The organism is Micromonospora sp. NPDC047527 (assembly GCF_040643015.1).
In the GTDB taxonomy this organism is placed as follows: Bacteria; Actinomycetota; Actinomycetes; order Mycobacteriales; family Micromonosporaceae; genus Micromonospora.
Genome location: NZ_JBEYTK010000002.1, coordinates 495,528 through 517,986 on the forward strand (window position 1 = coordinate 495,528; position 22,459 = coordinate 517,986).

Consider the following 22,459-nt stretch of genomic DNA (forward strand, 5'->3'; position numbering starts at 1 on the left):
CGGTGGACGGCGGGCCGGCGACCGTCCTGGTGGTCGATGACAGCCGTACCAAGCGGTACCTGCTCGTCAGCTGGCTGACCCGGGCCGGGTTCACCGTGCTGGAGGCGGAGAACGGCGGGGACGCGCTCGCCCGGGTCGACACGGACCGGATCGACCTGGTGGTGCTCGACGTACGGCTGCCCGACCTGAGCGGCTACGAGGTGTGCGAGCGGATCAAGGCTGCGCATCCCGCGATGCCGGTGATCCACGTGTCCGCGCACGCCGTGGACGTGGCCGACCGCGCCCAGGGGTTGACCCGAGGCGCGGACGCCTACCTCACCGAGCCGATCGAGCCGGAAGAGCTGATCGCCACCACCCGCGCGGTGCTGCGCTACTACCGGGCCCGGCAGCGCGCCGAACTGCTCGCCGAGCGGCTGCTCGGGCTCGCCGACACGACCGTGGCGGTGCACGCCGCGCCGAACTTCACGCGGCTGCTCGAAGTCGCAGCGGCGGGCGCTGCGGAGATCTTCAAGAGCCCGGCGGCGGTGATCGCCGAGACGTTCGACGGCGACTGCCTCGCCGGGATCTGCGCCGGCCCGGGTGCTGAGGCGGCGGTCGTGCCGTGGGTCGTTGACGACACCGGGGTCCGGACCGGCGCCACGGTCCGGGTGGAGGCTCCGACGAACTGGGCGCTGCTCGACTGGCCGGCCGACGACTCGGTGACGGTGGCCGCTGCCCGGCTGCGGGAGGACCGCGCCCCGCTGTACGTGGTGGTCCCGACCGCCACCCAGACCGCCCGGACCCCGGTGCTCGTGCAGCTCGCCCAGGCGGTGGCGGCGGCGGTGGAGGCCCAGCGCTCGTTCGACGAGGAGCACCGCATCGCCGTCACTCTCCAACGCAGCCTGCTCCCGCGCCGGCTGCCCGAGGTGGCCGGGCTGGATCTCGCGGTGCGTTACGAGCCGGCGAGCGCGCAGACCGAGGTGGGCGGTGACTTCTACGAGCTGGTGATGCTCGACGGGCATCTCCTGCTGGCGATCGGCGATGTGGCAGGCCACTCGCTGCACGCGGCCACCGTGATGGCCGAGCTGCGGCACGCCGTGCGGGCGTACGCGGTCGAGGGGCACCAGCCCGGCGAGATCCTGCACCGGGTCAACGAGTTGATGCGGACCCTGTTGCCGAACGAGCTGGCCACGCTCTGCGTGCTGCTGCTGCACCCGCCGACCGGGCGGGTCCGGCTGGCCAGCGCCGGCCATCTGCCGCCGGTGCTCACCATGGACGGCAAGATCGAGTTCGTGCAGCACTCGGCGCCGCTGCTCGGCGTCCGCGCGCCCCGCCCGGCCGACCTGGAGTTCGTGCTGCCCGCCGGGGCCACGCTGGTGTTCTACACCGACGGGTTGATCGAGCGCCGGGACGCCACCATCGACGAGGGGATGGCCGCGCTCGCCGCGGTGGTGGGCACGGTGGACGAGGATCTGGACCGGTTCTGTGGCCGGCTGCTGGCGGAGCTCGCCCCGACGAAGATCCACGACGACGTGGCAGTGGTCGTCCTGCGCCGCCGCTGAGTCGACGCCACTGGACCGACCGGGCGTACGCGGCAAGTGACACGCCGGCCGCCCGCTCGACGGCGCTGAAGCCGGTGGCGGTGGTCGACGGCCCGCAAGATGGGCGTCCTCGCCGACCCGACGCCCACCGCCGCCGCCGCGCCCAACCTGCACCCCCACCGGGCCCGGACCAACCACACCCCACCTGGCCCACCCAGCCCAACCTCCACCCCACCACCCACCTTTTTCGAGTGATCATGAAGTTATTGCCCGCCGCATCGGCGCGTCGCGGCAATAGCTTCATGATCACCGGGGGTCAGGGGGTGAGGGCCGGGGGTGGGTGGGGGTGGTTGACAGGGGTATTCGCTGAGTGAATAGTGGTTGGGGTGTCGACGCCCCACGTTCTGCTCGGGTTGCTCGCCGGGGGCAGTCGGCACGGATACGAGCTCAAGCGGGCGCACGACGAGCGGCTGCCCCGGGCTCGGCCGCTGGCCTTCGGGCAGGTCTACGCGACGCTTGGCCGTCTCGAACGCGACGGCCTGGTCGCCGCCGCCGGCCAGGACCGGGCGTCCGGTCCGGACCGCACGGCGTACGCGTTGACCGGCGAGGGGCGGTCCACCCTGGATGTCTGGCTCTCCACCGTGGAGACCCCGATGCCGTACGTGGCCAGCACGCTCTTCACCAAGGTCATGGTGGCGCTGCTGGTCGCCGACGTCGACGTGGCCCGGTCGTACCTGATCGCCCAGCGCTCCGCGCACACCGCCCGGCTGCGTGAGCTGACCTCGGTCAAGACCGACCCGGCCGCCACCCTCAGCGACGTGATCGCCGTCGACTTCGCCATCGCCCACCTCGACGCGGACCTGCGGTGGTTGCACACCACCCTGGGCCGGGTCGCCGACTGGCACCGGGAGGTGCATCCGTGACGCAGCTCCAGGCTCGCGGCGTGGTTCGCTCGTACGGCCCATCGCCCGCCCTGCGTGGCGTGACACTCGACGTGGCCGAGGGCGAGATCGTCGCGGTCACCGGTCCGAGTGGTTGCGGCAAGTCGACCCTGTTGCACTGCCTGGCGGGGATCCTCCGGCCGGACGCGGGCGAGGTCACCTGGCGCGGCCAACGGATCGACACCTGGTCGGAGGCGGACCGGTCCCGGTTGCGCCGCACCGAGTTCGGGGTGTTGTTCCAGTTCGGTCAGCTGGTCGCCGAGTTGACCGCTGCCGAGAACGTCGGACTTCCGCTGCTCCTCGCCGGCACGGGGCGGCGAGAGGCGCGGACGGCGGCACTCACCTGGCTGGAGCGGTTCGGCGTGGCCGATCTGGCTGAGCTCCGGCCAGGTGAGATGTCCGGTGGTCAGCAGCAGCGCTGCGCAACCGCACGGGCGCTGGTCACCGAGCCTCAGGTGCTCTTCGCCGACGAGCCGACCGGCGCGCTGGACACGCTCACCGGTGAGCAGGTGCTCACCCAGTTGGTCCGGCTCGCCCGCGAGCAACGCACCTCCGTCGTGCTGGTCACCCATGAGCCGCGGATCGCCGCGTACGCCGATCGGGAGATCGTGCTGCGCGACGGCCTGGTGGACCACACCGGTCTGGGCCTCGACCTGCCGGTGGTCGGCGGCCAGCGGTGAGGCCTGCGACGCTGGTCCGGCTGGCGCTGGCGGGAAATCGCACCGACACGACCCGGGTGGTGCTCACCGCTCTCAGTGCTCTGCTGGCGACCCTGGCCGGGCTGGCGGCGCTCACCGTGCTGGCCATCCCGAAACCCGCCGGTGACGCCTACGTGCAGTCCGAGCAGTACCGCAACGCGTTGCTGCGGGAGCCGGGGCTGCGCGGTGGGACGGTGTTCGCGCTGCTCATGCTGGCCATTCCGGTGCTGGCGCTGGCCGGCCAGTGTGCCCGGCTCGGCGCACCGGCCCGGGACCGGCGGCTGGCCGCGCTCCGGCTGGCTGGCGCCACCCCGGGTCAGGTGACGCGCCTGGCAGTGCTGGAGACCGGCCTGGCGAGCCTGCTCGGCACACTCGCCGGGTTGGGTGTCTATCTCGGCGGCCGGGAGGTGCTGCACCGGCCGGACGCGCAGGGCCGGTTGGCCCTGCCCACCGATGTGCTGCCGTCGACCGGCCCGCTGGTCGCGGTGGTGCTGGGCCTGCCGGTGATCGCGGCACTGGCGACGGCCCTGATGCTGCGTGCGGTCACCACCAGCCCGCTCGGGGTGAGCCGCAAGGTCGCCCGGGTGCGTGGTCCGCGTCCGTGGGCGGGACTGCTGATCGGGCTGGGGGTGCTCTCCTTCGCCGCGGTCCCTCCCGTGGCGTACCGCTTCAGCGGCAACGAGCTGCTGCTGCGCTGGCTGGTACCGCTGCTGTACACGGCGGGCGGCCTGGTGGCGATGGTCGGGGTGGTGATCGGCACGGGCTGGATCTCGTACACCTGCGGGCGGTTGCTGCGTCAGCACGCCCGCCGCGCACCGGCGCTGCTCGCGGCGGGACGGCTGATGGCCGACCCGTGGGCGGGCAGCCGTACGCTCGCGGCGCTGCTGTCCGCCGTGATCTTCGGGGCCGGCGCGGCAGCGCTGCGCGCCTACTTCGTCGCCCGGGACACGCTCGAACGGGAGCAGAACCTGCGCGCCGGCGTGGACGAGGGCTCCGACCCGTTCTACCTGTCGACCATGGATCTGGTCGACGCCGCGGTGGCGGTGGCGGTGCTGATCGCGGCCGGCGGGCTGGTCGTCGCACTGGTCGAGGGCATCGTCGCCCGTCGACGGGCCTACACCGCGCTGGTCGCCACCGGGGTGCCCCGCAGCACGCTGAGCCGCTCCGTGGCCTGGCAGGCCCTCGCGCCGGCGGTGCCGGCGATCCTGCTCGCGCTCAGCGTGGGAGCGATGGTCGGCCGAGGGTCCTTTCCGACGGTGGCGAGCGGAGACTCGTCGGCGGAGGTCTGCGAGGCCACGGCGGCGCTCTGCAGCGATCCGGCCACCCGTGGGCAGTACACCCGGGTGGTGCACACCGCCGGTGTCGAGCGCGCTGTCGCCGTACCCCTGGAGCACCTGGCCTGGCTCGGTGCCGGCGCGTTGGCGGCGGTGCTGGTGACGGTCGGTGTCGGCCTGCTCTTCCTGCGCGTGAGCATCGCGGTGGACGAGCTGCGCACGACGTGAGCCGAGGCGACCCGGGCGGTCAAGTCGAGAGCAGGCCGGCGGAGAGCGCGACAAGCGTGCCGACGACGGCCGAGCAGCAGCAGACCAGGAGGCCGGCTACCACCGCGAGGATCAGCCACACCCGGCGGTCACGGGCCACGGCCGCGATGGTCGGCCTGCGGACCTCCTCGGCCGGTCCGTCGTCGCCCTGCGTAACCCCGGTCACCCTGGCAGTCTAGGCCCGACCTGCCGGCGTGATCGCGCTCGATCCTGGATGCGGTGGGCTCCCCGGGCCGTCGAGGGGCCCACTTCCACGATCGAGCGCGATCATCGCCTGGCGTGGCCGAGTCAGGCGCGGCCGATGCGGTCCAGGATCCAGGCGCTGACGAAGGCCTCCTCACGCCAGGAGTCGTAGCGGCCACTCGGGCCACCGTGCCCGGCGCCCATCTCGGTCTTGAGCAGGTAGTCGCCGGCCGGGGCGGTCGCCCGCAGCCGCGCGATCCACTTCGCCGGCTCGGAGTAGAGCACCCGCGTGTCGTTGAGGCTGGTCACCGCGAGGATCGCCGGATAGTCCACCGCGACAACGTTCTCGTACGGCGTGTAGGACTTCATGTACGCGTACACCTCGGGGTCGTCGAGGGGGTTGCCCCACTCCTCCCACTCGGTGACGGTCAGTGGCAGTGACGGGTCGAGGATCGAGGTGAGCGCGTCCACGAACGGCACCTGCGCGACGATCCCGGTGAACGCGTCAGGGGCGAGGTTGGCGACCGCGCCCATCAACAGACCGCCGGCCGAGGCGCCCCGGGCGACCAGCCGGTCACTGGCCGTCCAGCCGGCCTTGACCAGGTGTCGGGCGCACGCCACGAAGTCGGTGAAGGTGTTCTTCTTGGCCAGCAGCTTGCCCTGGTCGTACCAGCGTCGGCCCAGCTCGCCGCCGCCCCGCGTGTGCGCCACCGCGAAGATGACGCCCCGGTCCAGCAGGGACAGCCGGGACACCGAGAACCACGGGTCCATGCTGGCCTCGTACGAGCCGTAGCCGTACAGCACGCAGGGGGCCGAGCCGTCGCGGGGCGTACCGACCCGGCAGACCAGCGAGATCGGCACCCGGGTGCCGTCGTCGGCCAGCGCCCAGTCGCGGTGCTGCTCGTACTCGGCCGGGTCAAACGGCCGGCCGTCCGGGCCGGGCAGCACCGGCTTCTGCTTGCGCAGCACCATCTGCCGGGTCACCAGGTCGTAGTCGTAGATCGAGTCGGGGGTGACCAGCGAGGAGTAGCGCAGCCGGACCTGCCCGGTGCGGTACTCCGGGTTGGCGTCCAGCCCGACGCTGTAGAGCGGCTCGGGGAAGTCGATGTCGTACGCGTCGTCGCTGCCCACCGGCAACACCCGAAGCCCGGTGAGCCCCTCGGTGCGCAGGGACACCACCAGGTGGTTCGCGAACGCGTCGACGGCCTCCAGCCGGGTGCCCGGGGTGTGCTCGATCAGCGGCACCCAGTCGCCGGGTACGTCGGCCGAGGTGAACGCCAGCGCGAAGTCCTCCGCGCCGTCGTTGTGCAGGATCAGGAAGCGGTGGCCGTGGTGCTCCACCGCGTATTCGACGCCTTGGCGGCGGGGCGCGATCACGGCGGGCGCACCGGTCGGGTTGCCGGCCGGGATCACCAACACCTCGCTGGTGATCTTGCTGTGGATGTCGATCAGGATGAACTTCTCCGACCGGGTCAGCTCCACGCCCACCCAGAACCGCTCGTCGTCCTCCTGGTGGACCACGACGTCGTCAGCGGCAGCGGCGCCGATGGTGTGCCGCCAGACCCGGTTGGGCCGCCAGGCGTCGTCCACCGTCACGTAGAACAGCGCCGACGCGTCGGCCGACCAGGCGGTGCCGTAGAACGTGTCCGGCACCTCGTCCGGCAACAGCTCGCCGGTGCTCAGGTCCTTTACCCGCAGAGTGAACCGCTCGTCGCCGGAGAAGTCCGTCGAGTACGCCAGCCAGCGGCCGTCCGGGCTGACGTCGAACGCGCCGAGGGAGAAGAATTCGTGCCCCTCGGCGAGCTGGTTGCCGTCGAGCAGCACCTCCTCGCCGTCCAGGGGTACGCCGTCGACGCTGACCGGCGGCTCGGTCTCGCCGTCGCGGACCGCGCGCCGGCAGTGCACCTCGTACTGCTGGCCCTCGATCGTCCGGGTGTAGTACCAGTACCCGCCCTTGCAGGTCGGCACGGACAGGTCAGATTCCTGGGTGCGCTGCCGGGTCTCCTCGAACAGCTCCGCCCGGAGGGCGGCCAGGTGCGCGGTGCGCTCCTCGGTGTACGCGTTCTCAGCCGTCAGGTAGGCGATCGTCTCCGGGTCGTCCTTGGCGGCGAGCCAGGCGTACTCGTCGATGACGGTGTCGCCGTGGTGGGTGCGCTCGGCGGGCACCCGCTTCGCCGCGGGCGGGGCAGTCTCGGTGGTCACGGCGGCCACGTTACCGGCCGGCCGACGCCGCGCGGCGGACCAGCGGCATCTCGATCGTCATCACCACATCATTCGAACACATGTACGATAGCCGGCATGGCGGCAGCAGCGAGTTCCCTCGGCCGGTCCGGCGCTATCGAGATCACCCGGCGGTTGACGGCGATCTGCGGTCCGCCGTTCGCCCGGCTCGCCGGGCCGGCCGACGAGGTGGCCGGGCGGCCGGCTCGCTGGGTGGCCGTGCCGGGTGGGCCGCACGCCGCGGCCGAGGTGCTGCGGTTGGCCGCCGCGCACGACTTCGCGGTGGTGCCGCGAGGCGCCGGCACGAAGATCGACTGGGGTGCCACCCCCACGCAGGTCGACATCCTGCTCGACACCGGCCGGCTGGCGGGCATCGGTCACGAGCCGGTGGGCTCGCCGGTGGCCGAGGTGGGCGCGGGCACCCCGCTGCGGGCCGTGCAGGCCACTCTGGAACGCACCGGGCAGCGGCTCGCGATGGACGCCCCGTCACCCGGCGCGACTCTGGGCGGGGTGCTCGCCGCCGGTGAGGCCGGCCCGCTCCGGCACCGCCACGGCAGCCCCTGCGACCAGCTCATCGGGGTCCGCTATCTGGGTGCCGACGGTGAGCTGGTCAGCGCCGGTGGCGGTGCACCCGGGCTCGATCTGGCCCGGCTGCTCTGCGGCTCGCAGGGCGCGCTCGGCGTGCTGGTCTCGGCGAGCCTGCGGGTGCAGCCGGTGCCGGCCAGCCGGCTCTGGGTGTCCCGGCCGGTGTGGACCCCGCTGGAGGTGCACGACCTGGTCCGGATGATCCTCGCCGCCCGACTGGAGCCGGCGGCCATCGAGCTGGACCTGCCCGCCGGCGCACCCCGGCCGCGCACTCCGTACCCGCCCGGCCACCCGGCCGCGACCGCCCGGGAGCGCCATCCGTCGATGTCCGGGCGGTCCAGCGCCCCGCCCCGGGCGGGCAGCCTGGTGGTGCTGCTGGAGGGCGGCCCGGCCGACGTCACCGAGCGCGCCGAACGACTGGTCGGCCTGCTGCACGGGGAGGCGACTGTCACCCACTCCGCGCCGCCGTGGTGGCGCCGCTACCCGTTCGCGCCCGGCGACACGGCGTTGCGCCTGGAGGTGCCGATCACCGACCTGCACGCCGCCGTCTACGCGCTGCGCGACGCGGCCGGTTCCCCCGTGCCGGTGCGCGGCTCCGCCGGGCTGGGCGTGGTGCACGCGGCGCTGCCCGGCACGCTGGCCCCCGACCGGGTGGCGTCCATCCTGGCCGCCGTCCGTGGGGTGCTGCTGGCCCGGCAGGGCCGCTGCGTGGTGGTCTCCGCTCCCGCTGCGGTCCGGCAGGCCGTCGACCTGTGGGGCGAGCTGGCCGGCCTGGCCCGCCTGCACGCCGCGAAGGAGCACCTCGACCCGGGGCACCGCCTCGCCCCGGGCCGTCTCCCCGGCGGCGGGTGACCCAGCGCCGCCACGGCGAGCGCCAGCGGCTCGACGTCCGCCGGTCAGACCTTGTCGTTGCGGAGCACCAGCAGGGCGATGTCGTCCCGGGGTGGCTCGACCGAGAAGTTGATCGCGGCGGCGCGCAGTCGGGCGGCCACCACGTCGGCCGAGTACCCGGCCAGTGGCGCCGCGGCGTCGCGCAGCCGGTCGGTGCCGAACAGCTCCCGGCCACGCCGTCGCTCGGTGACCCCGTCGGTGTAGAAGATCAGCGAGTCGCCCGGGGCAAGCGTGATCTCCGCCGTCGGCGAGATGATCGTGTCGAGCAGGCCCAACGCCGTCCCCCCGGTGCCGACGAACCGGGCGCCGCCCGCGCCGGCCAGCAGCACCGGCCGGTCGTGCCCGGCCAGGTGCAGCGAGACGTCCAACTGGCCACCGTCGCCCACCCCGACCGCCGCGAGGGCCAGCGTGCAGTACCGGCCGCCGCCCCGCTCGACAAGCGTCTCGTTGAGCCGGGCCAGTGCCTCCGGCAGTGGCTTGCCGTCGCCGACCAGCACGCGGATCACGTCCCGGACGAGGCCGGTCACGGCGGCTGCCTGCACCCCCTTGCCCGAGACGTCCCCGATGACCACGAGCCAGCGCCCGTCGGGCAGCGGCACCACGTCGTAGAAGTCGCCGCCCACCTCCGCGTCGTCGCCGGTCGGGACGTACTCGGCGGCGAAGCCGATCCCGTCCACCACCGGCAGCACGGGCGGCAGCAGGGACTGCTGGAGCGCCTGCGCGACCCGCCGACGTTCGGCGTGGATCCGGGCGTTCTCGATGGCCAGCGCGGCGCGGCGGGCCACGTCCTCCAGCACGGCCATCTGGTCCGGGTCGTGCCGGTGTCGTTGGTGCCGGCCGACCGCCAGGGTGCCGAGCCGCTGACCGCGCACGATCAGCGGGACCGCGAAGCCCTCCATCGGCCCGCCGAGCGGGATCTGCGCCGCACCGCGGGACGCCCCGCGCAGTCGGGCCTGGATGGAATCCGGGCCGGTCTCCGCCAGCACCTTGTGCAGCTGCGGCAACGCCGACTCGTCGGCGTGACTGGCCGCCGCCAGCCGGAGCCGACCCCACTCGTCGGTGGTGTGCACCGCGCACCACTGGCCGAGCCGGGGCACCACGAGCTGCGGGATCAGCGCCATCGTCAGCTCGACGTCCAACGACTGCGCCAGCAGTTCGCTGACCTCGGCCAGGAATGTCAACCACGCCTGCCGGCGGACGTCGGCCCGGCGCAGCCGGTCGTTCTCCAGGTGCAGCGACAACCGCTCGGCGGTGAGCACCGCCAGCGGCCGGGCGTACGCCGACGGCGCCGTGTCCAGCTCCAGCTCACCGGCGTACGGGCGCTGCACGGTCAACGGCACCCGGAGCAGTTCGCTGCCGGGGCGGGGCTGTCGGCCGAAGCGGGCCAGCAGTTGTGGGCCCTGCCCGTCGCCCCGGTCCAGGCGGATCGTGCCGCCGGCCGCGCCCACCATCTCGGCGACCCGGCTGAGCAGGCTGGCGGCGAAGTCGGGCAGCGGATCGTCGGCGTGCACGTCGGGAGCGGTCTGCATGAGTTCGCTCATGGCACCGGCGCTCGGCGCGGAGTTGTCGGCGGCATCGGCCGTCGTCGACGTACCCCCGGAGCTGGCCTCGGCCGGCGCGTCGGCCCCGGGCCGGTCCAGCCGGAACCAGACGCCCTTGCCGGTGGGCAGGTACGTGGTGCCCCAGCGGCTGGCGAAGTGGTCGACCAGCAGCAGCCCTCGACCTCGCTCCGAGACCTCGTTGATCTCCGTTGCGTCGTTGCGGCTGCCGATGGTCAGCTCGTCGTCGCCGGAGCCGGGCGCGAAGTCGGAGACGGTCACGGACAGCCCGGCCTCGTCCGCGATGACCTCGATGTCCAGTTCGGTACGGGCGTGCTCGACGGCGTTGGTGGTCAGCTCGGTGGTGAGCAGCAGCGCCTCGTTGGCCAGTTCGTCCAGGTGCGCCTCGGTCAGCACCGAGCGGACGACGGCACGGGCGGCGGCGGGTGTACGGCGGTCAGCGGGCAGGCGGACACGCCGGACCGCCCCGTTCCGGGCCTCGGCCGTCGCAGGCCCCGCCTCGGCTGACACTCTCGTATCCTCTACCGTCCCCCACCCGAGTGCCAAGCCGATCAACGATCGTCGGCCAGGCGGCCCGGTCGGTCGATGCGACGGATGGGCGGATCGAGGTCGGTGCGACAGGTCTGGCGTCCGGGCGAGGTCTGGGGTTGGCCGTGCCGGTCTGAGGGCTACGGATTGCCCGCCGGATGCCGCTCGGCGGGTCGCGCACCCTGGCACCACGGCGAACGCGGGCACAATATGGGGTGCCGGTGTGTCCGCAGGGCCGGTGCCCCCGAGTGGAGCGAGGAATGATGACCACGGCGAAGCAGTCGGTGGCGGATCCGTCCGCGCCCGACCACGAGGCGCTCCTCGGTGAGTTGACCGAGGCGCTGCGACGGGTCCGTCGCGGCGACCTGAAGGTCCGGCTTCCCCGCCGCGCCGGCACTGCCGGTGAGGTGGCGGACGCCTTCAACGAGGTGGTCTCGGTCCAGGAGCGGCAGTACCTGGACCTGCGGCGGATCAGTCGGATCGTCGGTCGGGACGGCCGGCTCACCGAACGGCTCGACGACGAGGGGTTGGACGGCGCCTGGGCGGAGGCGCAGCGGACCGTCAACTCGCTGATCGACGACCTGGGCCGGCCGACGACCGAGATCGCCCGGGTCATCGTGGCGGTCGCGGACGGCGACCTGTCCCAGCACATGGCCCTGGAGATCGACGGGCGGCCGCTGCGCGGCGAATACCTGCGGATCGGCCGCACGGTCAACACGATGGTCGACCAGCTCTCGTCGTTCTCCAACGAGGTGACCCGGGTGGCCCGTGAGGTGGGCACCGAGGGCAAGCTGGGCGGCCAGGCCGATGTGCGGGGCGTCGCCGGCACCTGGAAGGACCTCACCGACTCGGTCAACACCATGGCGTCGAACCTGACCGGCCAGGTGCGGTCGATCTCGCAGGTGGCGACCGCGGTGGCCAAGGGCGACCTGTCGCAGAAGATCACGGTCAGCGCGCGGGGCGAGGTCGCCGAGCTGGCCGACACCATGAACTACCTCACCGACACGCTGCGGCTCTTCGCCGAGCAGGTGACCCGGGTGGCGCGCGAGGTGGGCACCGAGGGCAAGCTCGGCGGTCAGGCCGAGGTGCCGAACGTGGCCGGCACCTGGAAGGACCTGACCGACAGCGTCAATTCGATGGCGTCCAACCTGACGGCCCAGGTCCGCAACATCGCCCAGGTGTCGACGGCGGTGGCGCGGGGTGACCTGTCGCAGAAGATCACGGTGGCGGCGCAGGGCGAGATCCTGGAGCTGAAGGACACCGTCAACACGATGGTGGATCAGCTGTCGTCGTTCGCCGACGAGGTGACCCGGGTCGCCCGCGAGGTCGGCATCGAGGGCAAGCTGGGCGGCCAGGCGCAGGTGCGCGGGGTCTCCGGCACCTGGCGGGACCTCACCGAGAACGTCAACCAGCTGGCCGGCAACCTGACCAGCCAGGTCCGCAACATCTCGCAGGTGTCGACGGCGGTGGCGCGGGGTGACCTGTCGCAGAAGATCACGGTGGACGCGCAGGGCGAGATCCTGGAGCTGAAGAACACCGTCAACACGATGGTGGACCAGCTCTCGTCGTTCGCCGACGAGGTGACGCGGGTGGCCCGCGAGGTGGGCACCGAGGGCAAGCTGGGTGGTCAGGCGCAGGTCAAGGGCGTCAGTGGTACGTGGCGGGACCTGACCGACAACGTGAACTCGATGGCGTCGAACCTGACCAGTCAGGTCCGCAACATCGCCTCGGTGACCACGGCGGTGGCGAAGGGCGACCTGTCGCAGAAGATCACGGTGGACGCTCGTGGCGAGATCCTGGAGTTGAAGTCCACGGTCAACACGATGGTGGATCAGCTGTCGTCGTTCGCCGACGAGGTGACCCGGGTCGCGCGTGAGGTGGGCACCGAGGGCAAGCTGGGTGGTCAGGCGCAGGTGCGCGGGGTCGCCGGCACCTGGCGGGACCTGACCGACAACGTGAACTCGATGGCGTCCAACCTGACCGCCCAGGTCCGCAACATCGCCCAGGTCTCGACGGCGGTGGCGAAGGGCGACCTGTCGCAGAAGATCACGGTGGACGCTCGTGGCGAGATCCTGGAGCTGAAGTCCACGGTCAACACGATGGTGGACCAGTTGTCGTCGTTCGCCGACGAGGTGACCCGGGTCGCGCGTGAGGTGGGCACCGAGGGCAAGCTCGGCGGCCAGGCGCAGGTCAAGGGCGTCAGTGGTACGTGGCGGGACTTGACCGACAACGTGAACTCGATGGCGTCGAACCTGACCAGTCAGGTCCGCAACATCGCCTCGGTGACCACGGCCGTGGCGAAGGGCGACCTCAGCCAGAAGATCACGGTGGACGCCCAGGGCGAGATCCTGGAGCTGAAGTCCACGGTCAACACGATGGTGGACCAGCTCTCGTCGTTCGCCGACGAGGTGACCCGGGTGGCCCGCGAGGTCGGCATCGAGGGCAAGCTCGGCGGTCAGGCGCAGGTCAAGGGCGTCTCCGGCACCTGGCGGGACCTCACCGAGAACGTCAACCAGCTCGCCTCGACGCTTACCACCCAGTTGCGGGCCATCGCCCAGGTGTCCACGTCGGTGACCCGGGGTGACCTGACCCAGCGGATCGCGGTGAAGGCGCAGGGCGAGGTCGCCGAGCTGAAGGACAACATAAACCAGATGATCGTCACCCTCCGGGAGACGACCAAGAAGAACGCCGAGCAGGGCTGGCTGGACTCCAACCTGGCCCGGATCGGTGGCCTGTTGCAGGGCCAGCGTGACCTGGGCGAGGTCTGCCGCATGATCATGACGGAGGTGACGCCGCTGGTCGACGCCCAGCTCGGCGCCTTCTTCCTGGCCGACGAGACCGACGGCAGCGTGCGGCTGCGGCTGACCTCGTCCTACGGGTACGTGGCGCGCGGGCACGACGTCACCTTCGGCCCGGGTGAGGGGCTGGTCGGCCAGACCGCGCTGTCCCGCCGGACGATCCGGGTCAGCGCCTCCCCGAACAGCCGGCTCACCCTTCGCTCCGGCCTGGCCGAGACGCCCCCGTCCGACCTGGTGGTGCTCCCCGTGCTCTTCGAGGGGGAACTGCTCGGGGTGATCGAGTTCGCCAGTGTGGCGGCCTTCTCCGAGCTGCACCTGTCGTTCCTGGAGCGGCTGGTTCTCACCATCGGTGTCGCGGTCAACACCATTCAGGCCAACCGGCGTACGGAGGAGCTGCTGGCCCAGTCGCAGCGGCTCGCGCACGAGCTTCAGGAGCAGTCCGCGGAGTTGCAGCGCACCAACGCCGAGCTGGAGGAGAAGGCCACCCTGCTCTCCGAGCAGAAGGGCAACATCGAGACGAAGAACCGGGAGATCGAGCTGGCCCGGCTCGGCCTGGAGGAGAAGGCGCAGCAGCTCACCCGGGCATCGGCGTACAAGTCGGAGTTCCTGGCCAACATGAGCCACGAGCTGCGTACGCCGTTGAACTCGTTGCTGCTGCTGGCGCGACTGCTGGCGGAGAACTCGGAGCAGAACCTCAACCCGAAGCAGATCGAGTTCGCGCGGACCATCCACAGTGCCGGCTCGGACCTGCTCTCGTTGATCGACGACATCCTGGACCTGTCCAAGATCGAGGCGGGTCGGATGGACGTCGAGCCGACCGAGATCCGGTTCGCCGAGATCCGCGGCTACGTCGAGCAGGCGTTCGCGCCGCAGGCCGAGGAGAAGAACCTGGACTTCCAGGTACGGGTGAGCAAGGATCTGCCGCCGGCGCTGGTCACCGACGCGCAGCGGTTGCAGCAGATCCTGCGCAACCTGCTCTCCAACGCGGTGAAGTTCACCGACAACGGCGCGGTGACGTTGCGGATCGCGCCAGCGGCGGAGAACGCGGTCTTCGACGTGCCGGCGTTGACCAACGCCCAGCAGGTGATCGCGTTCACCGTGATCGACACCGGGATAGGCATCTCCGACGACAAGCTGTCGATCATCTTCGAGGCGTTCCAGCAGGCGGACGGCACGACCAGCCGCCGCTACGGCGGCACCGGCCTGGGGCTGTCGATCAGCCGCGACCTGGCCCGGCTGATCGGTGGCGCCATCACCGTGTCGTCGGCGCCCGGGCAGGGTTCGACGTTCACCCTGTTCGTGCCGCAGGTGCTGGCACCGGACGCGGTGGTCGCGCCCCTGTCGCCGTCGCCGCAGCGCGCCGGCCTGCCGTCGTCGCTGCTGATGCCGCCGCTGGAGCTGCTGCCGGAGAGGCCGGAGGCACCGGCCACCCGTCAGTTGGACGGCGCCACGGTGCTGATCGTGGACGACGACGTCCGCAATGTCTTCGCCCTGACCAGCGCGTTGGAGCTGCACGGCATGACCGTGCTGTACTCGGACAACGGGGCGGACGGCGTCCGCCTGCTGGCGGAGCACCCGGAGGTGGACATCGTGCTGATGGACGCCATGATGCCGGACCAGGACGGATACGAGACGACCCGGCAGATCCGCCGTAACCACCGGTTCGCCGACCTTCCCGTCGTCTTCCTGACCGCGAAGGCGATGCCGGGTGACCGTGAGTCGGCGCTCGCGGCCGGGGGAAGCGACTACATCACCAAGCCGGTCGATCTGGACGATTTGATTGAATTGATGTCGTCCTGGATCAGCGGCAGCCGAAGCAAGGAGATCTCGTGACCCAGATCGCCAAGGCGCTGCTCGTGGACGACCGGCGGGAGAACCTGATGGCCCTGGAGGCGATCCTCCAGGGCCTGCCGGTTCAGTCGGTGGCGGTGGAGAGCGGCGAGGCGGCTCTCAAGCAGTTGTTGGTGGACGACTTCGCGGTGATCCTCTTGGACGCGCAGATGCCGGACATGGACGGCTTCGAGACGGCCAGCCACATCAAGCGCCGCGAGCGGACCCGGCATGTGCCGATCATCTTCCTCACGGCGGCGGACCGGGACGCCCAGCTCGCCCTGCGCGGCTATCAGGTGGGGGCGGTGGACTACCTGACCAAGCCCTTCGACCCGTGGGTGCTGCGGGCCAAGGTGTCGGTCTTCGTCGAGCTGTGGGTGAAGACCCGGCAGTTGGCCGCCCAGTCGGACCTGGTCCGGGAACGCGACACGCAGTGGCGGCGGCTCACCGACGCGGTCGACGAGGCGACGACCCTGCTCCGCTCCGACGACCCGGAGGGCCGGGAGCGGGCGATGGAAATGCTGGAGCAGGCCCGCTGGGGCAGCAACTCCTGACGGCTCGCGCTCTGCCCTCGCCGGTTCAGCCCTCGGCGGGGCGGAGGTGGCCTGGGGTCAGCCGGCGGGCTGGTCGTTGCGGATCATCAGGGCGCTGCGGAGGCCGGTGATGTCCAGGACGCGGATCAGGAAGTCGCCGACGTGGGTGAGCATCAGCAGGCTCTGCGCGCGACTGGCCTTGCGACTGAGCACCACCAGGGTGCCCAGGCCCTGCGAGTCGCAGAAGGTGACGCCCTCAAGGTCGAGCACGATCCGGGGAGGCGGGTCGGCGAGAACCTCGTTGACCACGGTCGAGAGCTGGGAGGCCGTGAGCATGTCGATCTCACCGGCGAGGCGCAGCACTGCTTCGTCGCCTGTCCGGTGAAGCGTGATCGAAAGCTCGGCACGATCCACCCGGTCAGCCTAGCGCGATCCAGCCGCCCCAGCCCGTCGGGAGCCGTGCGCCGGCCCCCACGTCACCTCCGTGCCGCCCTCCGCCAGCCCTGCGTTCGTGCTGCTGGGAGGCACCCGGGGTGGGTGAGTCCGGTAACGTCGGCCCGGGGTGGCTGCGGATTGGCAGGCCGGCGCTGACACAATGGCCGCATCGTGACCGACATCGTTTCCGCCGGATCTGGCCGCTACCCGGCCGACGCGCCGGCCTCCGAGGCCCTGTTCCACCGCGCCCGCGCCATTGTGCCGGGCGGGGTGAACTCCCCTGTGCGCGCCTTCCAGGCGGTCGGCGGCACCCCGCGCTTCATGGTCCGTGGCGAGGGCCCCTGGCTGTTCGACGCCGACGGCCGCCGCTACGTCGACCTGGTCTGCTCGTGGGGTCCGCTGATCCTCGGGCACGCCCACCCGGAGGTGGTGGACGCCGTGCAGGCTGCCGCCGCCCGGGGCACCAGCTTCGGCACCCCCACCCCGGGCGAGGTGGAGTTGGCCGCCGAGATCGTCGACCGGACCCCGGTGGAGCAGGTACGCCTGGTCAACTCGGGCACCGAGGCCACCATGTCGGCGATCCGGCTGGCCCGGGGCTTCACCGGCCGCTCCAAGATCGTCAAGTTCGCCGGCTGCTACCACGGCCACGTCGACGCGCTGCTCGCCGCCGCCGGGTCCGGAGTGGCGACCCTCGGCCTGCCCGACTCGCCCGGCGTCACCGGCGCGGCGGCCAGCGAGACGATCGTGTTGCCGTACAACGACATCCGGGCCGTCGAGGAGGCCTTCGCCGCCGAGGGCGAACACATCGCCGCGGTGATCACCGAGGCCGCGGCAGGCAACATGGGCGTGGTCGCGCCCCGCGACGGCTTCAACTCCCAGCTCGCCCGGATCGCGCACGCGCACGGCGCCCTGCTCGTCGTGGACGAGGTGATGACCGGGTTCCGGGTCTCCCGCGCCGGCTGGCACGGCCTCGACGCCTCCGACGCCGACCTGTGGACGTACGGCAAGGTCATGGGTGGTGGCCTGCCCGCCGCGGCGTTCGGCGGGCGCGCGGAGATCATGGCGCGGCTGGCCCCGGCCGGCCCGGTCTACCAGGCCGGCACGCTCTCCGGTAACCCGCTGGCCTGCGCCGCCGGCCTGGCCACGCTGCGGCTGGCCGACGACGCGCTCTACCGCAAACTCGACGACACGGCCGCCGTCGTGGGCAAGCTCGCGTCCGACGCGCTGGCCGCCGCCGGGGTTCCGCACCACCTGTCGTACGCGGGCAGCATGTTCTCGATCTTCTTCACCGACGCCGATGTCGTCGACTACGACAGCGCCCGCACCCAGCAGGTGCCGGCGTTCAAGGCGTTCTTCCACGCGATGCTCGCCGCCGGCGTCTACCTGCCGCCGAGCGCGTTCGAGTCGTGGTTCGTCTCGGCGGCGATCGACGACGCCGCTCTGGAGCACATCGCCGCCGCCCTGCCGACGGCGGCGAACGCGGCGGCAGCGGCTGGTAACGGGGGGTAAAAAACCTTGAGCAAGACGGTGGTCCACGTGCTTCGGCACGGCGAGGTGCACAACCCCGACCAGATCCTCTACGGCCGGTTGCCCGGTTTCCGCCTCTCCGAGCTGGGCGTGCAGATGGCCAAGGCCGCTGCGGAAGGGCTGGCCGAGCGGGAGATCGTGCACGTGGTGGCCAGCCCGCTGGAGCGCGCACAGCAGACCGCCGAGCCGATCGCCGCCCAGTTCGGGCTGCCGGTCGGGGTGGACGAGCGGCTGATCGAGAGCGCCAACTGGTTCGAGGGCAAGAAGGTGTCCCCGGGTGACGGGTCGTTCCGCGACCCGCGCAACTGGTGGGTGCTGCGTGACCCGGTGACCCCGTCCTGGGGTGAGGCGTACCGGGTGATCGCCGAGCGGATGTTCGCCGCCGTGCACGCCGCCCGGGTCGCGGCCGAGGGGCGCGAGGCGGTGCTGGTGTCGCACCAGCTCCCGATCTGGACGCTGCGCCGCCACGTCGAGCGCAAGCGGCTCTGGCACGACCCGCGCAAGCGGCAGTGTGGGCTGGCGAGCCTGACCTCGTTCCACTTCGACGGCGCGAAGGTGGAGGGCATCGGCTACAGCGAGCCGGCCGCGCACCTGATCGCTCTCTCCGCGACAGCCCGGACGGCCAAGGGGGCCTGATGAACGCCCGGAGGTGGACCGCGGGTCTGCTCGCCGCCGTCGCGATGGTGGCGCTGGCCGGCTGCACGTCGCAGGGGCGGGAGAAGACCTGCACGACCACCGCCGACGGGGTCATCGAGTGCGCCCCGGACCAGCGCTCGGCGCCTCCGAAGCTCGCTGGTGAGCTGCTCACCGGCGGCACGTACGACGTCAGCCAGGCTCGCGGTCAGGTCGTGGTGGTCAACTTCTGGGGCTCCTGGTGCGCGCCGTGCCGGGCCGAGGCCGACGACCTTGAGGCCGTCTACCAGGCGACCAAGGGCTCCGGGGTGACGTTCCTCGGCATCAACGTCCAAGATCAGCGGGACAAGGCCAAGGCGTTCGAGGAGGGCCGGGTCACCTATCAGAGCCTGTTCGACCCGTCCAGCCGCCTGGCACTCGACCTGGACATTCCGCCCAACACCGTCCCGGCGACGGTGGTGCTCGACCGGGAGGGCCGGGTCGCGGTGGTGATCCGGGCCGCCGTCAAGCAGGAGGGCCTGCAACCGATCGTCGAGCGGGTCGCCGGCGAGAAGCCGGCGTCGGGCTGATGGGCGAGACCTTCCGGGAGCTGGCCCTGAGCGGGCCGCTGCTCCTGGCCATCGGCGCGGCGGCGCTCGCCGGCCTGGTCAGCTTCCTCTCCCCGTGCGTGCTTCCGCTGGTCCCCGGCTACCTCTCGTACGTCACCGGCCTCGCCGGCGCCGACCTCGAAGGCCGTCGACCCGAGGCCGACCCCGCGTCCGCCGAGGGCGGTGGCGGTGTCGCCGTCCGCGAGCGGACCGCGACCGTGGCGGTCAAGGGCCGGGTGCTCGCCGGGACGCTGCTCTTCATCGCAGGCTTCACCGTGGTCTTCGTCGCCACCGCGATTCTGTTCGCCGGCATCGGCCGGGTCTTCTTCGAGTACGAGCGGCAGCTCGAAATCGTCGTCGGCGCGCTGATCATCGTGCTCGGGTTCGGCTACCTCGGGCTGATCCCCGCACTGCAACGGGAGTTCCGGATCTCCCGACTGCCCTCGGCCGGGCTGCTCGGCGCCCCGGTCGTCGGGGCGGTCTTCGCGCTCAGTTGGGTGCCCTGCACCGGCCCCACGCTCGGCGCGGTGATGGGCATGGCGACCGCGAGCGGCCAGAGCGACCGCGCCGTGGTGCTCGCCGTGGCGTACTGCCTCGGACTGGGGATACCGTTCGTCGTCTTCGGGCTCGGCTTCCAGCGCCTGCTCGGGGTCTTCCGCGCCGTTCGGCGCAACAGCCGCTGGGTGACCCGGATCGGCGGCGCCCTGCTCATCCTGATCGGCCTGGCACTGGTCACCGGCGGATGGCAGAACTTCGTGATCTGGCTGCAGACCACCGTCGGGGTGGGCGAGGTGAGCATCTGATGACCGCCGTCGACGACAGGCCGCAGACCGAGGCGCCGGCGCCCCGCCGCCGCCCCAACCGGCTGCTGGCGCTGCTACGCAACTCGTGGCGGCAGCTGACCAGCATGCGTACCGCGCTGATCCTGCTCTTCCTGCTCGCGGTCGCCGCCATCCCCGGCTCGGTGCTGCCGCAGCGCGGGGTCAGCCCGGAGCGGGTCAACCAGTACTTCATCGACCACCCGGACTGGGCCCCCCGGCTGGACCGGATCGGCGCGTTCGAGGTCTTCGGCTCGGTCTGGTTCTCGGCGATCTACCTGCTGCTGTTCACCTCGCTGATCGGCTGCATCACGCCCCGGCTGCGCGACCACGTCCGGGCGCTGCGGTCCCGGCCCCCGGCCGCGCCGAAGCGGTTGGCGCGGCTGCCGCAGCACACCGTTCTGCCCGCCCCGGCCGGTGGCGCGGCGGCGGTCGCCGAGGTGCTGCGCAAGCGGCGCTGGCGGGTGGAGGTGCGCGGCGACGAGGTGTCCGCCGAGAAGGGCTACCTCAAGGAGACCGGCAACCTGCTGTTCCACACCTCGCTGATCGTGGTGCTGCTCGGCGTCGCGCTCGGCTCGTGGTACGGCTGGAGCGGCAACCGGCTGCTGGTGGCCGGAGCGGACAACGCCTTCTGCAACACCCGTCAGCAGTACGCCGAGGCGAAACTCGGCCCCCAGGTGGACAGCGCCGACCTGCCCGGCTTCTGCCTGCGGCTGGACGAATTCCAGGCCCGGTTCCTGCCGTCCGGCCAGCCGGAGTTCTTCAACGCCACGGTGACCGTCGACGGCCCGAACGAGCCGACCCGCAGCGCGGACTTCTCGGTGAACTCGCCGCTGCGGCTGAACGGGGCGAACGTCTACCTGCTCGGCCACGGGTACGCCCCGGTGATCCGCTACACCGACCGGTTCGGCCGCAGCCAGATCAGTGACCTCCCGTTCCTGACGACCGGTGACATGGGTCTGACCAGCGAAGGGCTGGCGGCCTTCCCGGACGCCAACGTCGATCCGGGCACCGGGCAGCGCGCACCCGACCAGCAGGTGGCGTTCACCGGCATCTACCTGCCCACGGCCCCGCAGCAGGCGCCGTTCGCCCGTTCGGAGTACCCGACGGAGCGCAACCCGGCGCTGAACCTGGTCGCGTACCGGGGCAACCTCGGTCTGGACGCCGGCATCCCCAGCTCGGTCTACCAGCTCGACCAGCGGCAGGTGAGCACCGGCAAGGTCAAGGAGATCGGCACCAAGCTGCTGCGCAAGGGCGAGACCTGGACGCTGGACGACGGCACGACCGTCGAGTTCCTGGGCACCGAGCGGTATGTCACGCTCTCCGTCCGGCACGATCCCGGCTCGACGATCCTGCTGGTCAGCTGCGGTTTCCTGCTGGTCGGGCTGATGGGTTCGCTGTTCGGGCGGCGCCGCCGGGTGTGGTTCCGGATGCTGCCGGCCGACCCCGCGAACGGATCTCCGACGGGCGGTAGTAGCTTGATGGAGGCCGGTGGGTTGCCGCGCACCGACTATCCAGGGTTCGCCGACGAGTTCGCCCAGCTCGTCACCGCTGTGGGCGGTGACGGGAAGGCGGCCGAGCGGGCGGGCACCGACGCTGACTCCAGTGGCCGGGCCGGTGTGCGAGAAGGGACCGAGTGATGTCCGCGCTCTCCGACAATCTGGTGACCTTCGCGATCCTGGTGTACCTGATCGCGATGATCAGTCACGCCGTGGAGTACGCGCTGGGCAACGCGCGTACCCGGGTCGCGGTGCCGGCTCCGGCTCGTGAGCTCGTGGGCGTCGGCGCGGGCGGCTCGTCCACCCCGACGGACTCCGCGCCGGTCCCGCCGTCGTCGACCGAGGTCCACAGCTCGGCGCGGCGTGCCCGGATCGCCGGCCTGATCGCGGTGGCCGCCACCGCGGTCGCCGCCGTGCTGCACCTCGCGGCTCTGGTCACGCGCGGCATCGCCGCCGACCGGATGCCCTGGGGCAACATGTACGAGTTTGTGCTCACCGTGACCTTCATCGGGGTCGTGGCCTGGCTCGGGGTGCTCTGGAAGCTGCCGTCGCTGCGCAAGCTCGGGCTGTTCCTCACCCTGGTGATGGTGCTGCTGGTGGCCACCGCCGAGCTGGTGCTGTACGTGCCGATCGTGCCCCTGGTGCCGGCTCTGAACTCGTACTGGTTCGTCATCCACGTGTCGACCATCGTCTTCGCGTCGGGCATCTTCCTGTTCGGCGCGGTGCCGGCGGTCGGGTTCATCATGCGCAACGGATACGAGCAGGGTAAGCGGAGTTTCCCGTACACCCTGGCCAAGCGGCTGCCCAGCGCGGGCAGCCTGGAGCGGCTGACGTTCGTGCTGCACGCGTTCTCCTTTCCGATCTTCACCTTCGCGGTGATCGCCGGCGCGATCTGGGCCGAGGCGGCCTGGGGTCGGCCGTGGGGTTGGGACCCGAAGGAGACCTGGGCGTTCATCTCCTGGGTGGTCTACGCCGGCTACCTGCACGCGCGGGCCACGCCCAGCGTCAAGCGCAACGTGGCCACCTGGCTGGCGGTGCTCGGCTTCCTCACCGTGCTGATGAACCTGTTCGGCGTGAACATCTTCTTCACCGGCCTGCACTCGTACGGCGGCCTGGACTGACCCCGGCGACGC

At 71.8% G+C, this 22,459-nt stretch carries 17 protein-coding genes; 13 read left to right on the forward strand and 4 right to left on the reverse strand.

From position 1 onward, the window contains the following. The first annotated feature begins 2 nt into the window (after positions 1-2). The 4 genes from ABZ808_RS11180 (at position 3) to ABZ808_RS11195 (ending at position 4,661) form a co-directional block, all read left to right on the forward strand. A complete protein-coding gene (locus ABZ808_RS11180; protein ID WP_357003790.1) occupies positions 3-1,541 on the forward strand; it encodes a SpoIIE family protein phosphatase in 1,539 nt (512 codons plus the stop codon). A 365-nt stretch (positions 1,542-1,906) separates the two neighbouring features. After that, complete coding sequence (locus ABZ808_RS11185) at positions 1,907-2,443, forward strand: PadR family transcriptional regulator (protein ID WP_357003793.1); 537 nt, start codon at positions 1,907-1,909, stop codon at positions 2,441-2,443. Beyond that, the gene (locus ABZ808_RS11190) at positions 2,440-3,141 is read left to right on the forward strand and encodes an ABC transporter ATP-binding protein (protein ID WP_357003796.1); all 702 of its coding nucleotides are present in this window, start codon (positions 2,440-2,442) and stop codon (positions 3,139-3,141) included. Before ABZ808_RS11185 ends, ABZ808_RS11190 begins: the two co-directional genes overlap by 4 nt. Continuing rightward, positions 3,138-4,661, forward strand: coding sequence for an FtsX-like permease family protein (locus ABZ808_RS11195; protein ID WP_357003799.1), 1,524 nt, complete (start codon positions 3,138-3,140; stop codon positions 4,659-4,661). Before ABZ808_RS11190 ends, ABZ808_RS11195 begins: the two co-directional genes overlap by 4 nt. Positions 4,662-4,680: 19 nt before the next feature. On the opposite strand, the gene ABZ808_RS11200 is transcribed toward ABZ808_RS11195, so the two are convergent. Beyond that, positions 4,681-4,866, reverse strand: coding sequence for a hypothetical protein (locus tag ABZ808_RS11200; protein ID WP_357003802.1), 186 nt, complete (start codon positions 4,864-4,866; stop codon positions 4,681-4,683). Between the two features lie 122 nt (positions 4,867-4,988). After that, a complete protein-coding gene (locus ABZ808_RS11205) occupies positions 4,989-7,085 on the reverse strand; it encodes a S9 family peptidase (RefSeq protein WP_357003804.1) in 2,097 nt (698 codons plus the stop codon). Positions 7,086-7,181: 96 nt separating this feature from the next. On the opposite strand from ABZ808_RS11205, the gene ABZ808_RS11210 reads away from it, so the two are divergent. Next, complete coding sequence (locus ABZ808_RS11210) at positions 7,182-8,540, forward strand: FAD-binding oxidoreductase (protein ID WP_357003807.1); 1,359 nt, start codon at positions 7,182-7,184, stop codon at positions 8,538-8,540. A gap of 44 nt (positions 8,541-8,584) precedes the next feature. Here ABZ808_RS11210 and ABZ808_RS11215 read toward each other — a convergent pair whose 3' ends face one another. Continuing rightward, a complete protein-coding gene (locus ABZ808_RS11215; protein WP_357003810.1) occupies positions 8,585-10,648 on the reverse strand; it encodes a SpoIIE family protein phosphatase in 2,064 nt (687 codons plus the stop codon). Between the two features lie 281 nt (positions 10,649-10,929). Here ABZ808_RS11215 and ABZ808_RS11220 point away from each other — a divergent pair, with 281 nt between their 5' ends. Beyond that, positions 10,930-15,297, forward strand: a complete 4,368-nt coding sequence (locus ABZ808_RS11220) for a HAMP domain-containing protein (RefSeq protein WP_357003813.1) — start codon at positions 10,930-10,932, stop codon at positions 15,295-15,297. Further along, a complete protein-coding gene (locus tag ABZ808_RS11225; RefSeq protein WP_357003816.1) occupies positions 15,294-15,848 on the forward strand; it encodes a response regulator in 555 nt (184 codons plus the stop codon). The genes ABZ808_RS11220 and ABZ808_RS11225 overlap by 4 nt, the downstream gene beginning before the upstream one ends. Positions 15,849-15,905: 57 nt before the next feature. Here the strand turns inward: ABZ808_RS11225 and ABZ808_RS11230 are convergent, their stop codons facing one another. Next, positions 15,906-16,241: an STAS domain-containing protein gene (locus tag ABZ808_RS11230; protein ID WP_357003819.1), complete on the reverse strand. Its 336-nt coding sequence runs from the start codon at positions 16,239-16,241 to the stop codon at positions 15,906-15,908. A 192-nt stretch (positions 16,242-16,433) separates the two neighbouring features. On the opposite strand from ABZ808_RS11230, the gene hemL reads away from it, so the two are divergent. The 6 genes from hemL to ccsB are packed head-to-tail and all read left to right on the forward strand — an operon-like array spanning position 16,434 to position 22,447. After that, positions 16,434-17,771 (forward strand): glutamate-1-semialdehyde 2,1-aminomutase, encoded by a 1,338-nt coding sequence (gene hemL, locus ABZ808_RS11235; protein WP_357003822.1) that lies wholly within the window; start codon positions 16,434-16,436, stop codon positions 17,769-17,771. 6 nt (positions 17,772-17,777) lie between these two features. After that, positions 17,778-18,425, forward strand: a complete 648-nt coding sequence (locus ABZ808_RS11240; RefSeq protein ID WP_357003825.1) for a histidine phosphatase family protein — start codon at positions 17,778-17,780, stop codon at positions 18,423-18,425. After that, the gene (locus ABZ808_RS11245; protein ID WP_357003828.1) at positions 18,425-18,991 is read left to right on the forward strand and encodes a TlpA disulfide reductase family protein; all 567 of its coding nucleotides are present in this window, start codon (positions 18,425-18,427) and stop codon (positions 18,989-18,991) included. The genes ABZ808_RS11240 and ABZ808_RS11245 overlap by 1 nt, the downstream gene beginning before the upstream one ends. Beyond that, a complete protein-coding gene (locus ABZ808_RS11250) occupies positions 18,991-19,812 on the forward strand; it encodes a cytochrome c biogenesis protein CcdA (protein ID WP_357003831.1) in 822 nt (273 codons plus the stop codon). Before ABZ808_RS11245 ends, ABZ808_RS11250 begins: the two co-directional genes overlap by 1 nt. Then, on the forward strand, positions 19,812-21,467 hold the full coding sequence (locus tag ABZ808_RS11255; protein WP_357003834.1) for a cytochrome c biogenesis protein ResB: 1,656 nt from the start codon (positions 19,812-19,814) through the stop codon (positions 21,465-21,467). The genes ABZ808_RS11250 and ABZ808_RS11255 overlap by 1 nt, the downstream gene beginning before the upstream one ends. Beyond that, complete coding sequence (ccsB, locus tag ABZ808_RS11260; protein ID WP_357003837.1) at positions 21,467-22,447, forward strand: c-type cytochrome biogenesis protein CcsB; 981 nt, start codon at positions 21,467-21,469, stop codon at positions 22,445-22,447. Before ABZ808_RS11255 ends, ccsB begins: the two co-directional genes overlap by 1 nt. Positions 22,448-22,459: the final 12 nt, after the last annotated feature.

Excerpts from the sequence above, each read along its gene's own strand:
- ccsB (WP_357003837.1), top strand. The coding sequence starts at position 21,467 with ATGTCCGCGCTCTCCGACAATCTGGTGACCTTCGCGATCCTGGTGTAC.
- ABZ808_RS11245 (WP_357003828.1), top strand. The coding sequence starts at position 18,425 with ATGAACGCCCGGAGGTGGACCGCGGGTCTGCTCGCCGCCGTCGCGATG.
- ABZ808_RS11250 (WP_357003831.1), top strand. The coding sequence starts at position 18,991 with ATGGGCGAGACCTTCCGGGAGCTGGCCCTGAGCGGGCCGCTGCTCCTG.
- ABZ808_RS11210 (WP_357003807.1), top strand. The coding sequence starts at position 7,182 with ATGGCGGCAGCAGCGAGTTCCCTCGGCCGGTCCGGCGCTATCGAGATC.
- ABZ808_RS11220 (WP_357003813.1), top strand. The coding sequence starts at position 10,930 with ATGACCACGGCGAAGCAGTCGGTGGCGGATCCGTCCGCGCCCGACCAC.
- ABZ808_RS11255 (WP_357003834.1), top strand. The coding sequence starts at position 19,812 with ATGACCGCCGTCGACGACAGGCCGCAGACCGAGGCGCCGGCGCCCCGC.